The organism is Ligilactobacillus sp. JN-6 (Y).1, assembly GCF_058111525.1.
On record NZ_CM176599.1, the window covers coordinates 467,546 to 480,588 of the forward strand.

9 protein-coding genes and 3 pseudogenes are annotated in these 13,043 nt (G+C 38.5%); 4 read left to right on the plus strand and 8 right to left on the minus strand.

Annotation, left to right across the window (positions count from 1 at the left end; translation table 11 throughout):
• The first annotated feature begins 38 nt into the window (after nt 1-38).
• Both AC3XNE_RS02275 and AC3XNE_RS02280 read left to right on the plus strand, forming a co-directional pair.
• Nucleotides 39-1,889 (plus strand): heavy metal translocating P-type ATPase, encoded by a 1,851-nt coding sequence (locus tag AC3XNE_RS02275; protein WP_489832637.1) that lies wholly within the window; start codon nt 39-41, stop codon nt 1,887-1,889.
• A 549-nt stretch (nt 1,890-2,438) separates the two neighbouring features.
• Nucleotides 2,439-3,560, plus strand: a complete 1,122-nt coding sequence (locus AC3XNE_RS02280) for a glycosyltransferase family 4 protein (protein ID WP_489832638.1) — start codon at nt 2,439-2,441, stop codon at nt 3,558-3,560.
• A 67-nt stretch (nt 3,561-3,627) separates the two neighbouring features.
• Here the strand turns inward: AC3XNE_RS02280 and tagD (AC3XNE_RS02285) are convergent, their stop codons facing one another.
• Nucleotides 3,628-4,032, minus strand: a complete 405-nt coding sequence (gene tagD, locus AC3XNE_RS02285; protein WP_489833359.1) for a glycerol-3-phosphate cytidylyltransferase — start codon at nt 4,030-4,032, stop codon at nt 3,628-3,630.
• A gap of 171 nt (nt 4,033-4,203) precedes the next feature.
• On the opposite strand from tagD (AC3XNE_RS02285), the gene AC3XNE_RS02290 reads away from it, so the two are divergent.
• Both AC3XNE_RS02290 and AC3XNE_RS02295 read left to right on the plus strand, forming a co-directional pair.
• Nucleotides 4,204-5,157 carry a glycosyltransferase family 2 protein gene (locus tag AC3XNE_RS02290; RefSeq protein ID WP_489832639.1) on the plus strand — a complete coding sequence of 318 codons (954 nt, stop codon included), beginning with the start codon at nt 4,204-4,206 and terminating at the stop codon, nt 5,155-5,157.
• Nucleotides 5,158-5,362: 205 nt separating this feature from the next.
• A pseudogene (locus AC3XNE_RS02295) lies at nt 5,363-5,473 on the plus strand (putative holin-like toxin); the annotation flags it as partial.
• Between the two features lie 536 nt (nt 5,474-6,009).
• Here AC3XNE_RS02295 and AC3XNE_RS02300 read toward each other — a convergent pair.
• From AC3XNE_RS02300 to tagD (AC3XNE_RS02330), 7 genes and pseudogenes are all read right to left on the minus strand, one after another.
• Nucleotides 6,010-7,010: pseudogene (locus AC3XNE_RS02300) on the minus strand (NADP-dependent oxidoreductase).
• 20 nt (nt 7,011-7,030) lie between these two features.
• Nucleotides 7,031-7,141 (minus strand): annotated as a pseudogene (locus tag AC3XNE_RS02305) (MBL fold metallo-hydrolase); the annotation flags it as partial.
• Nucleotides 7,142-7,180: 39 nt separating this feature from the next.
• Nucleotides 7,181-7,441, minus strand: coding sequence for a hypothetical protein (locus AC3XNE_RS02310; protein WP_489832640.1), 261 nt, complete (start codon nt 7,439-7,441; stop codon nt 7,181-7,183).
• 521 nt (nt 7,442-7,962) lie between these two features.
• On the minus strand, nt 7,963-8,772 hold the full coding sequence (locus AC3XNE_RS02315) for an ABC transporter permease (RefSeq protein WP_489832641.1): 810 nt from the start codon (nt 8,770-8,772) through the stop codon (nt 7,963-7,965).
• A gap of 51 nt (nt 8,773-8,823) precedes the next feature.
• Entirely contained in the window at nt 8,824-10,113 is a 1,290-nt protein-coding gene (locus AC3XNE_RS02320) for an ATP-binding cassette domain-containing protein (protein ID WP_489832642.1), read from the minus strand.
• Nucleotides 10,114-10,204: 91 nt separating this feature from the next.
• A complete protein-coding gene (locus tag AC3XNE_RS02325) occupies nt 10,205-12,574 on the minus strand; it encodes a CDP-glycerol glycerophosphotransferase family protein (RefSeq protein ID WP_489832643.1) in 2,370 nt (789 codons plus the stop codon).
• Between the two features lie 16 nt (nt 12,575-12,590).
• Nucleotides 12,591-12,992, minus strand: a complete 402-nt coding sequence (gene tagD / locus AC3XNE_RS02330; protein WP_489832644.1) for a glycerol-3-phosphate cytidylyltransferase — start codon at nt 12,990-12,992, stop codon at nt 12,591-12,593.
• Between the last annotated feature and the right edge of the window lie 51 nt (nt 12,993-13,043).

The window sequence follows — 13,043 nt, forward strand, 5'->3', positions numbered from 1 at the left end:
TGGTACTATCAAGATGAAAATAAAGGGAGGTTTAGGATATGAAACATATGCAAAAATTGATCGCAATTTTCGTAATTGCTATCTTAGCTTTAATAATGGAATTCGGTATCCATCACCCTCTCTGGGCGCAAATTTTGATCACATCTACGGGTGTTTTGTTGGCATGCTCCATGTTCGTTGAAATGATCAAAACACTAATGTCCGGCAGATACGGCGTTGACTTACTCGCTATTACTGCGATCATCGCCACACTAGCCGTGGGACAATACTGGGCAGCGATGATAATTTTATTAATGCTTGTGGGCGGAGATACCCTAGAAGATTATGCAGCACACAAAGCAAATTCCGACTTGAAGTCTCTCCTAGAAAATTCACCTCAAGTAGCTCACCGACTAAATACTGCAGATAACAGTACTTCAGATATTGAGATCGATGATATAAAAATCGGTGACCAGCTAGTAGTGAAAGCCAGCGAGCTCGTACCGGCTGATGGGCATGTTTTAAAGGGTTCAAGTTACTTTGATCAATCATCTTTGACCGGTGAATCCAGACCGATCGAAAAGGGCATGGGTGATGAGGTCATGTCGGGGTCATTGAACGGAGACGATGTAGTCATCATCCAGGCTGACAAAGAAAGTAAAGACAGTCAGTATCAGCGGTTGATCACCTTAGTCCGTGAATCCGAAGCTAAACCAGCTCATTTCGTGCGTATGGCTGACCGCTATGCTGTACCTTTCACTTTGATCGCCTATCTAATTGCAGGAATCGCTTGGTTCCTAGCTAAAGATCCTGTGCGTTTTGCTGAGGTACTAGTCGTGGCTTCGCCTTGCCCCTTAATTTTAGCGGCACCGGTTGCGTTAGTTGGCGGAATGAGCCGGGCATCAAGAAACGGAGTCATTGTTAAAACTGGTGATGTGCTCGAAAAGTTAGCGAATGCGAGGACTTTCGCATTTGACAAAACCGGAACGATCACTCGAGGCACTTTAAGTGTCAAAGAAATTGTCCCCGTTGCAGGTGTCGACAAACAAGAGTTGATCGAACTTACCGCCAGTGTCGAAAACAATTCCAATCACATTTTAGGCCGTTCCGTAGTCGAATATGCCACAAAACAAAAACTACCTTTAAAAAGCGCTAATGATATTACGGAAGTAACTGGTAGCGGGATCCAAGCGGAAGTAAACAACAAGTTGATCAAGATCGGCAAAAGTACCTATGTCACCGGTTCGACTTCTGAGCTTGAGCAGGCACAAACAGCTATGTTCGTCAGTATCGATAACAAATATGCAGGTTATATAACATTTACTGACCAAATAAGACCGGAAGCCAAGCATACTATGCAAAACTTAACACGGCGTCATCAAGGCAGGGTCATGATGCTGACAGGTGATCAACAAGAAACGGCAGAAAAGATCGCCCAACAAGCGGGTATTTCGGAGGTCCACGCTGCTTTATTACCTGATGAAAAAATTAAATTACTGGACAATACTCCTAAAAATGGCCGTCCGATCGTCATGGTCGGCGATGGCGTAAATGATGCACCAGCACTAGCAGAAGCCGACGTCGGGATCGCTATGGGCGCTCATGGTGCCACGGCTGCAAGTGAAACTGCTTCAGCGGTTATTTTAAAAGATGATCTGTCCCGAGTTGAAATAGCCGTGGAAATTTCAGAAGATACAATGAAGGTAGCACGCCAATCAGTGCTGATCGGGATCGCAATATGTACGGCCCTGATGTTGATCGCTAGTGTGGGAGTCTTACCAACACTATTCGGCGCTCTCTTGCAAGAAGTTGTCGATACAGTGTCGATACTCTGGGCGTTAAGGGCACGTCATGGACATGGCAAAAATTCAGTGGAAACAAAAAATAAAACTTTAACCTATGATTCTTAATAAAATTGTTTCAATTTATTAAGCAATTCTTTAACAGTTGATTGTATAGTGTGCCCTATAAACGAATTAACTTACTCCCCCCTATATGTAAGTAAAATTTGTGACTATATCGTCTTTCATGGCATATGGTTTGTACTATTCCTTTTTTAGCTCCTTGCCAGCGATGGCATGGGGCTTTTTATTGAGCAAGGTGGAGCAAATCGGGAACTCCCGAGCATTATCGGAGAAGTGAACTTCGATGCGTTTTTGGCATCGAAGTTCACTTCTTGGATAAGCGCAAGGAGTTGATTTGCGGAACCAGACTAAAAAATACCAAGGTGGAGAAATGCGGTTAGGACCCAAGCATTAACGACCCTAGACACTGTAATGCACCTTTCATATCGCATTACCGAACTACACTCCATTTTACTTTATAGAGATCATACATACGGCTCAAAAACTTAAGAATTCTAGCCCCCACAAAAAAAGCAAATCATGGCTAAAATATGTTATCATTTAGAGTAAATAATTACGTACTGAACACAAATTCACATTAGAGGGTCAATAATTATGTATAAAATTTTTGCAGCATTATTTGCAACCTTAATAATTTCAGCGATCCTAGTCCCGTTAGTTCGCAAACTCGCCATTAAAATCGGTGCGATCGATAAGCCAAATAAAAGAAGGATCAATCGCCAGCCTATGCCCACTATGGGAGGTCTCGGTATTTTTTTGGCATTTAACTTCACCAACTTCTTTTTGTTACGTGCACAGTTTCCACAACAACAATTATTTTCACTGTTTTTAGCTGAGTGTATTATTATCGCAACAGGGATCATCGATGATATCTATGAGATCAAGCCTTATCAAAAGGTGATCGGCATTCTTCTGGCAGCGCTCGTTGTTTACTACATAGCAGAAGTCAAAATGACCTCTATCACCATCCCATTTGTAGGATTAGTACATTTGAAATGGCTCAGTATGCCGATCACCATGATCTGGATCCTAGCCATCACTAATGCCATCAACCTCTTGGACGGTTTAGACGGCCTGGCCACGGGGGTTGCGATCATTGCACTAACAACTAGTGCTATCACTGGTTTTTTCTTCCTGACAGTCACAAGTACTTTCGTCCCGATCTTGATGTTGACGCTCGTTGCAGCGTTGATCGGTTTTTTACCGTACAATTTTCATCCGGCAAGCATATTCTTAGGCGATACCGGAGCTTTATTTATTGGCTTCATGATCTCCGTCTTTTCATTATATGGCTTAAAAAATGCAACTGTTATCAGTATCATTATCCCGATCTGTATTTTAGGGGTTCCAATTACTGATACGATCTATGCAATATTAAGACGCCTACTCAATAAAAAGCCGATTTTTCAGCCGGATAAACATCATCTGCATCACCGGCTGATGCAAATGGGATTGACTCATCGGCAAACGGTTTTAGTGATCTACGGCATCGCCTTGATTTTTTCCTTTATTTCTTTCCTTTTCCCTATTTCAAGTTTTTGGGGATCAATATTCTTGATCATTGCCGTCGCTTTTGGTTTGGAATTATTCGTGGAAGCTGTTGGTTTAGTTGGCAGTGGCAAAAGGCCGCTGCTGAACTTGATCAAAAAGACTGTCATGACCGCAGCAACTAGAGAAGGCTTGCCTCCTGAGTCAAAGAAAAATAAAAAACATTAAGAAATCAAAAAAGCGCCTCAAATATATGAGACGCCTTTTCTGTGTAGTTATTAAAAGTCAAACCTTATTAGTCATTTTTTCCATCATTGAGATTAGACTTAATTTTAGTCGTACTGATCTCAGGCGTCCGTGGAAGGTAGACAACATTAACTCCTTCATCACGTAAGAAGTCAAATTTGCCTTCCCAGTCATCACCCATTACAAATGTATCGATATCGTACTTATGCACGTCTTTGACCTTTTGATCCCAGCCCTCTTCTGGAATAACCAGATCAACGTACCGAACAGACTCAACTAACTCTTTGCGTTGTTCATATGGAAAATAAGTCTTTTTCTGTTTTTCATTCCAGTTAAATTCATCGGAAGAGATCGCCACGATCAAATAATCGCCTAAGGACTTGGCACGTTGTAATAAATTGATATGCCCGTAATGCATCATATCAAAAGTGCCGTAAGTAATTACTCGTTTGATAAAAATCACCTCTTTAAGTTTGCTTATATAATACCATAATTACGCCTTGCTTTTTTAAGAGAAAGAAAATTTTACTAAGTATTTATAGAAAGCTTGTAATTTTGTCTTTGATATCACATTATTACTTTAGACCCCACGTTGAGCATCAAATAATTCGGAGGCAGTTTGAAAATGAAAAGTATTTCGTTAGTCATCCCATGTTTCAATGAAGAAGAAGCTATTCCACTGTTTTTCAATGAAACCGAAAAAATAAAAGATAAACTACGCGATTACCAACTTAATTATTGGTTCATCAATGACGGCTCGGCCGACAAAACCTTGGATGTCTTGCGTAATTTAAACATTCGAGTTCCTCAGCGTGTTCATTACATTTCTTTTTCTAGAAACTTTGGTAAAGAAGCAGCAATATATGCAGGACTGAAAGAGGCAACTGGTAATTATGTAACAGTAATGGATGTTGATTTGCAAGACCCACCGGAATTTTTGCCTCTAATGCTGGCAGGTATCGAAGATGAAGGCTATGACATGGTAGGTGCAAGACGCGTCGACCGTAAAGGCGAACCTAAGATCCGCTCGTTTTTTTCAAATTGTTTTTACAAATTTATCAACAAGCTCTCCAATACGCAATTTGTCACCGGAGCCAGAGACTACCGGATGATGACTCGGCAAGTTATCCAGTCGGTTCTTCAAATTTCAGAATACAATCGCTTTTCAAAAGGGATCTTTAGTTGGGTCGGATTCAACACCAAATATATTGAATACAGCAACCGCGATCGTGCTGCAGGTTCTACGAACTGGTCCTTTTGGCAATTAGTGCGTTATTCGATCGAAGGGATCGTTAATTTTTCCGAAAAGCCCCTTGCGATCGCTTCGTATGTTGGTTTAATTTCCTTTATATTATCGGTCCTAGCTATCATCTTTATCGTAGTCAGAAAGATTTTTTTCGGCGGCAGTGCGTATGGCTGGGCTTCACTGATCTCAGTAGTCTTAATGATCGGGGGTATCCAACTTCTTTGTTTAGGTATCCTTGGAAAATACATCGGCAACATCTACTTGGAAACCAAAAAGCGACCACTTTATTTGATCAAGGAAAAGGATAATCGAACCTACTTTAAGGATAAATGAAAAAATAAAAGCCTATAGGCATTGTTATGTCAGCATTCGTGATATTAAGGCTAAGTAGTATATGCTATAGTTTATTTATGAACAAAAGAAGTTAAGGCGGTGGCTATTCCAATAATTTTGGAGGTGGTGCTTATGGGTTTATACCTTTAGCAATACCTACTTTTAATGAAAGGAGTAGTTAGGTGTCCATACGGATACTTTACAACTATTGTTGTCCTTTGGACAGTTTATTTTGTCCTTGGTCACTCTAGTTATTTTGCTGATAAAAGAGCAAAAAAATAACCGCCTTAGCTCTGGCAAGCTAGCGGTTATTTAAACTGTAATTTTGCCACCGTCTTAAACGGCTTTTGTTCAAGGAAGCCATGTTAGAGCATGACTTTCTTTTTATTTACAGTTAGATTATAGCATGTTTGTCCAATGTTGCCTAGTGTACTGTCAATGTGCCACTTACCAATCAATATTTTTACTAAAGATTCTGAGTAAAGTACACTATAATTGACGGTTGAACAGAAGAAGTTAAAGCGAGGGCTATTCCAATAATTTTGGAAATGGTGCTTATGGTTTTATATCTTTAGTAATGCTTACATTATTCACCAAAATACCCCAATGGCCAAAAGTCGATATCGTTGTATCAACAACTCTTTGCCAGCCAGACTTTTTACTAACAACTTTCTTTAGGTAAATAACATTTCTTTGCTAGCTTAGCTTTTTACCAACTTGGTTACCAAATGCTTCTCTACGCCTAGAAATACCCATGCTGCATCTTTTGTAATTGCTTTACCAACGCCTGAGTACCGCCTGGAATAATTGCAATCTTATTGCCAAGTGTTTTACCATTAAAATTACCTTGCTTTAAAATTTAACTAAAACTTTTCCGGTTGTTTTGCCATGACCCACTAATTCAAGTGCTGTATTAATGTCTTTTAAAGTAAAATTCCGGGGATCAACGGCTGGAATAATATTGTTACTTTCAATAATTTTTGTAATTTGGGCTAATTGTGTACCACTACTCCTGACAAAAATAAAATGGTATTGTACATTTGCCTTCTTTGCTTTACGGTCAAACTTAGCTCCTGCCATAGCAAACGCTGTCTTCTTGGGCTCTGAGATACCACGGGTAACCGCAAAGCGTTTATTGGGCCCCGTTCTCAAAGACAACAAGCGACCACCTGGTTTAATTATTGATAATTCATGATCAAATTCAGCTGGTCCTAAAGCATCAATAACATAATCAACACTTGTTATTTTCTCCCAATAATTTTCAGTACGGAAATCTATATATTGATCCGCACCTAAAGCTAACGTTCGATCTCTTGCTCTCTCATTACCACTAACAATAACTTTCAGTCCCATATCTTTAGCAATAGGTACTGCCATTTGACCAAACGACCCCGACCCTCCGCAATAAAAACTGTTTTTCCAGGGCTTGCTTCTAACTCCTCATGTAACCCTTGATAGGCAGTTAAACCGGTTAAAGCTGCAGCAGCACCTGAATTAAAATCCAGATTCCCAGGTAATAGTGCAATTGCAGTACTTTTGACAGCCACATACTCAGCAAATGCACCAATTTTTTCTAATGGCAATCTTGTGTAAATCATATCGCCTTTATGAAAATTAGTAACTTTCTGGCCAACCTTTTCAACGATACCTGTTAATTCATTCCCCATAGTTAATGGCATGTCGTAATCCTGAATAAGCTTGACACTGCCTGTACCTATTAATTCATCTAATGGATTAACAGCCGCTGTTTTAACCCTTACTAAAACCTCAGTAGATTTTATTTCTGGTATGGCAATATTATTTACGGTTAATTTGAAATTTTTATTATACTCTGATAATTGAGCCGCCCTCATATGATAGCCTCCTCGTATTGTTAAAAATGAATATTTGTTTTCGATACAAGTTTCAGAACACTAACATGATCGCAATGTAAATGGCTTAATAGCACATAATCAATATCTTCTGCTTTGTAACCTAACTTTTCTAACCGCTCATCTACAGCCCAGCCTTTTGGTAAATACCCCTAATTGATCTGTACTTGTAGTCCTAACTCTTTCAAGTTGCTTCTACGAACTAATTTATTCCATCCTGTATCAACAAGAATTAAACCTTTTGGATGTTCAATTAAATAACTAGAAACTGGTAATACCACCTGATTTTTTTCAGTTCTAAAAAGCCCTGTAAAAGCCAATGGGTTTCGATATTGCCCATGAAAAGGCAAAGCACGGTCAACCTTGACCAATCCTGTGTGAAAAATATGAATCTTTATTGTTTTCTCTGACATAGTAGTCTTCTCCTGAGTTTATTCTTTACCCAAGATCTTTTCACATTGATGATTGATAAGTATTATGCTTAATCCTTTTTCGTTTTGACCAAATTAGTTACTATTTTAAAATATCTTATCATAATTTTAGCAGTTATTTTAATTTACCTATCTTGCCTGATATACAATTCGCTTTATTAACATTAAATGATTTCTCAGATGTTAAAAACAGGCCTTAATAAGTTAAAGCTTATTTAAATGTTTAACTTTTTTGATGCACTTTAAGAATTCATGTTAGCGCATGATTTTCTTTTTTGTCTACGATCGTATTATAGCATTTTTAGCTGTTAGCTAGTTAGACACGCAGTTTGGAAAGGTAAATCAGACGGTAAATTCAGATTACAATTTTTTCGTAAAACTAAATAAACCCACAACAGGATGTTCAACGATCTATTTTGCTTGATCCCTAAACTCCCGTTATGGTTTTTATCTAATAAAATATTTTGTTTTCGTTTTATACTTTAATAATTCCGCCTTGAAAACTACGACAGATCAACAAACCGTGCTCTAAACTTGGTATGCAAATGTGCCCCAACAAAGAACACCAGGAGAGTAAATGCCCAGAAAAAAATCGTGTGTTGATAATCGACCCAGAACCAATCCCCATTTAACAAGGCATTCCTAAAGCCATCAATAATGTAAAAAATTGGGTTCAATTCCAGGATCGCTTTCAATAGTGGAGGGAAATTAGCATCCTTAATGTTCCAGATCACTCCTGAAATATAGAGCAAAACCCGGCAAATTGACTGAAGTACCATATGGTAATCTCGGATAAGCACAGTCATAGTAGCACTAAAAATCCCTAAACTAAAGAGGAACGCGAGCATACAAATAAAGAAGTAAATAAATTGTACCCACTTAACAGTGATCATAACATTTTGAGTCAGAGCCACTATTACTGAAACCCCAAACATCGCAAAGAACGCCGGCAAGTTTGCCGCGATATTAACACTTGGCAACACACTGACCGGAAAGTTCATCTTCGAGATCAAATACATCTTTGTATAAATACTATTTGAAGTCCCCAATATAGTAGTGTTCATAAACATCCAGACTGATAGTCCCAACATCATCCATACGATAAACGGTGCACCTTCGACCGAACGCCCACCATAAAAACCTAAACCAAAAATCAGATAGTAGATCCCGACCTGGATCATTGGGTTCAATATTTCCCAGAGAATACCCAGATAATGGCTTTGGTATGTTGCTCGCTCTTCATACCTTGAAACCCTCGCGATCATACCTATATTTTTAAATTGTTCTTTTAAAACAACGATCATATCATTCATATATTTTTAATCTCCACCATAAATCCTTAAATTACGTTACGAGTCTTGTTATTACTTGGAGTTTTCTGCGGCAGGAATCAACAATACCTGACCAAGTTTAACTCGCCCAGTAACTTGTGGGTTCGCCTTTATTAGTTGTTTTTGCGAAATACCATACTTTTTAGCAACTTTTTCCATGGTATCTCCCTTTTGGAAACTATACATATCCTGTAACTGATACTTAGTTCCGTTGATCTGCTGCGTATCAGCCCAACTGTTTTTGTTAGCCTTTTTAGCAGCCCTATTTTCCTTCTTGACCAGTGCTGCAACCTTTTCTTGGTTGATAGCAGAACCATTATTAGGATCTTGGGCAAAAGTTGTCACCATGTGTGTTCCTAGAAAAATACAAGTTACTGCTAGTACCGCCAAAAGGGCCCAGGAAATAAATGATAAACCTTGACCAGTCCTAGTCCGTTTTAACAGATTCGTCTTTTGATCAGAACTAATTTCAAAGCTGTTATCTTTTTGTTCCTTCTCTTCGACTCTTTGGTCCAACTTCTGTAAACTAAAATTGGTTTGCCTATTCTTGTATTCTTGTTGATATTTACGCCGCTCTGCAACGGACAAAGCATTAAATTCCTTTGTAAATGCACGATAATGTGCAAGAACTTCCTTAGTCGGGCCGTCTTCTTTTAAATCACCATAGTGCATCCAAATCGTCCGATCACATAATGCCTCGACCTGTCCTAAAGCATGACTGACAAAAATAATGGTCTTACCTTCACTCTTAAACTCAACCATTTTTTCAATACATTTCTGATAGAACGTTTGGTCACCAACTGACAAAGCTTCATCAATGATCAAGATATCAGGATTTTGATGAATAGCAATAGAAAAACCTAATCTTGAACGCATCCCACTGGAGTAGTTCTTAACTGGCTGGTCAATAAAAGCTCCTAAGTCTGCAAAAGCAATGATGTCTTCTTCGACTTGGTCAACTTCTTTATTGGTCAGCCCCATCATCAAAGCTTTAAGGCGAATGTTTTCACGGCCAGATAATTTACCATTGAGCCCTGCCCCAATAGCAATTACCGAAACCTTACCGTTAACCTCTAGAGACCCAGAAGTCTGTGGGATAACTCGCGAAATAACATTTGAAAGGGTCGACTTACCAGAACCATTGATCCCAACGATCCCAACAGCTTCTCCTTCATAAATATCAAAGCTCACACCCTTTAAAGCCCAAAAGTTAGGAACCTTATTTCTATTTAAGGCGAAAATAGCTTTTATTTGTTCACTTCGAGTTTTATACAGGTCAAACTCTTTTGTAAGTAATCTTGCACTAACTTTAATTTTTTTCATAATTTTTATTTAACTCAATTCATAAAATATTCTCATTCGTTCGAGCTATTAAAAGCGGACATGAGAAACAACGATCTTAGCGAGTTTTACTTCATTCTTGCCTCAAAATATCGTCCAAGACCTTTGTTGTCGCATCAGCATTTTCATTAGTTAATAGCTTTTCCTTGATCAGTTTATCATACTCCAAGTTAACATTTTCGGTAGTATCTCGAATGATCTCAGCAGCAAGCTCATCTTCGGAGTATTTTTTACCGACCAAATGGCACTTCTCTTCAATATCGAAATACCAACCAATATTCTTTTTATAGTTTTCTTCGTCTTCTTGTAAAACAACGATCGGTTTGTTTAGAACCGAATAATCAAACATTGCTGAAGAATAGTCGGAAATCAAGACATCTGCTAATAAGTATAATTCTTGGATATCGACCAACTCGTTATAAAAACAACTGATCCTAGGATCTAGCCCACTATAATACTCACGCAATCCACTTTCCAAAGGATGCAGTTTTACGATCAACTCATAATTATCGGGCAGTTGGTCGATCACTTGCCGTAGATCAAGGTCAGAAACACTATCACGTTTGTCTTTTCGCCAAGTTGGACAGAAAAGTACGACCTTCTTATCTGTGTCATAAGGTTTATTAAAGTACTTCTGGTAAATCTTATCCTTTTCAAGCGAATTAACTTTATTTCTAAGTAAGTAAGTGTTTTTTGGCGTTCCGTGTTCTAAAATTTGCAGCTCATGATTTTTTTTCAAATCAAAAGCGCTAGTCAACAACTCTGTGTTATAAGATGACGATGTCAGTAAATAATTCCACTTCAACATCCGTGGTGCAAAGGCATTGGATTCTTCTTTTCGTTGCTTGCTATTTTCCAAATCATTGACCATTTTCTTCATTGGAAAACCATGCCATGTTTGAACAAAGACCTGATCTGGCTGTTTGCCGGCTTTATCCAAACTATTACCATTTATAAAAACATACTTACATTTCTTAAATGATTGCAAGTACCCTAAAGAACCTACCTTAACAGGCCTAAAGCCGTAATTGCTGACCACAGTTTCAACTAACTGATTAGCACAACTAACATATATTTCTGCATCAGGGATCCGTTCCTTGACTGCTAGTGCCAAGTATTTCGGATCACCAGAGAAGTTTTCTCCGTGGAAAGATTCAACAAAAAACTTATTCTCGTCAACCTGGACTTTAACTTCATCCTTTGTTTTGCCCTTTCCAGTAAGCGCCGAAAGGATCTTCATAGCAGCTGACTTTAAACCAGCATTAGAAACAATCTTACCAATAACTGGCATCTTTTTCATCTTATAATATATCTTACGGTATTTAGTCAGCTCATCAGCTAAAGAAGTCGTTTCGATCGTATCCAGCAGCTTATCTAAGTTGACCGACGCTTTAGGCATAGTTGCATCATTTACGATATGGGTATTTTCTTCAAAATATTTAACGTAATTATCAGTAAAGTCAGCTAAACGGTCAAGATTTGCTCGGTAGCCTTTCTCTGAATTTTCTTGGTCCGCAAACTGGATCACTTGTTGTGCATCAGCCCCCATGTCCTTTGTGATCCACAGACAGTTTTGGAAAGTACCAAAATTTTCGCGAACTACACCATCATCACCAGAGTATGCAACGACTGCATGACCCAACGCGAATTCTTCTGCGATCGAGTATCCTAAAGTTTCAAGTCTGGACGTCGACAAATACATATAATTATCAGGCTCTCGTTCATTCATAAAAACAAAATCTTTCAAATTATAATAATTGATCAAATTCTTGATCATAGTTTGCCCGGGGCCATAGCCGTTAACAAAAAAGCGAAAGTCTTTCCGCCCCATCTGATTGACTAGCCTATCCATTAATTTGATAGCATAAGGGATATCTTTAACTTGATCAAAACGTGATTTAACTAAGAAGTTAGCATTTCCGTACACATCACGCCGCGACTTTTTAAAGTTAGGTGAAGGTTCGATATTCAAATGGCTTAAGCTGACTTTTTGCACGTAGGTCCGGTCAAAGCCATATTCATTTCTTAAGGTATCTTGAACAGATTTTGTCGCTACACGTACGAAATTAAAATATTTCAAGTTAGGAACAAGGTCTGCCTTATCAGTTAATGCCAACGGCGCATGCATTTCACCGATCAAGATCTTATCTGGATAATTGAAACGAATATATTGAGCTAAAGGAAAGAAGTTTTCACGGCAAATAAAAACATACTTGCCAACCAATTCTTCCTTGATCTCCGTTAACTCATGAAAATGAGTCTGTTCCAAAAACTTATTCTCACGTACCAGCTTAACAATATCCATACGTGAAAATTCTCTAAAGTTGTAATAATCAACTTGATACCCTGCGGCCAAAAAGTCATGAATGTTATTTATATTGCTTCGAGTGGTCCCACCCGGAGAAAAGATGTTAAATCCTATTAATGCGACACTTTTTTCCATTACGACACCTATCTCCTTACTTCTTACGTTTTAGTTCTTCTTTGATCTTAGTTGTTGAGATCTCAGGGGTCCGCGGCATATAAACAACATTTGCACCTGTTTGTTCTTCAATAAAGTCAAATTTACCGACCCAATCATCACCCATGACAAAAGTATCGATATGGTATAACTTGACATCGGACACCTTTTGATTCCAGCTCTCCTCAGGGATCACGAGATCCACATATCTGATTGCCTCAAGAAGCTGCTTTCTTTTCTCGTAAGAAAAATAAGACTTTTTATGTTTGCTCTCCAAGTTAAATTCATCTGTGGACAAAGCAACCACTAAATAGTCTCCTAAAGCTTTTGCGCGTTTTAATAATTCAATATGCCCATAATGCAGCAAATCAAATGTGCCGTATGTAATTACTCTCTTCATTTGTTAGTCCTCCACTTTTGGATCATTCGTATTTCAATTTCGCGTTGCTAA

What these genes read in the sequence shown, in the direction of transcription:
- AC3XNE_RS02315 (WP_489832641.1), bottom strand. Translation starts at nt 8,772, where the DNA reads ATGAATGATATGATCGTTGTTTTAAAAGAACAATTTAAAAATATAGGT.
- tagD (WP_489832644.1), bottom strand. Translation starts at nt 12,992, where the DNA reads ATGAAGAGAGTAATTACATACGGCACATTTGATTTGCTGCATTATGGG.
- AC3XNE_RS02320 (WP_489832642.1), bottom strand. Translation starts at nt 10,113, where the DNA reads ATGAAAAAAATTAAAGTTAGTGCAAGATTACTTACAAAAGAGTTTGAC.
- AC3XNE_RS02325 (WP_489832643.1), bottom strand. Translation starts at nt 12,574, where the DNA reads ATGGAAAAAAGTGTCGCATTAATAGGATTTAACATCTTTTCTCCGGGT.
- AC3XNE_RS02310 (WP_489832640.1), bottom strand. Translation starts at nt 7,441, where the DNA reads ATGTCAGAGAAAACAATAAAGATTCATATTTTTCACACAGGATTGGTC.
- AC3XNE_RS02290 (WP_489832639.1), top strand. Translation starts at nt 4,204, where the DNA reads ATGAAAAGTATTTCGTTAGTCATCCCATGTTTCAATGAAGAAGAAGCT.
- AC3XNE_RS02280 (WP_489832638.1), top strand. Translation starts at nt 2,439, where the DNA reads ATGTATAAAATTTTTGCAGCATTATTTGCAACCTTAATAATTTCAGCG.
- AC3XNE_RS02275 (WP_489832637.1), top strand. Translation starts at nt 39, where the DNA reads ATGAAACATATGCAAAAATTGATCGCAATTTTCGTAATTGCTATCTTA.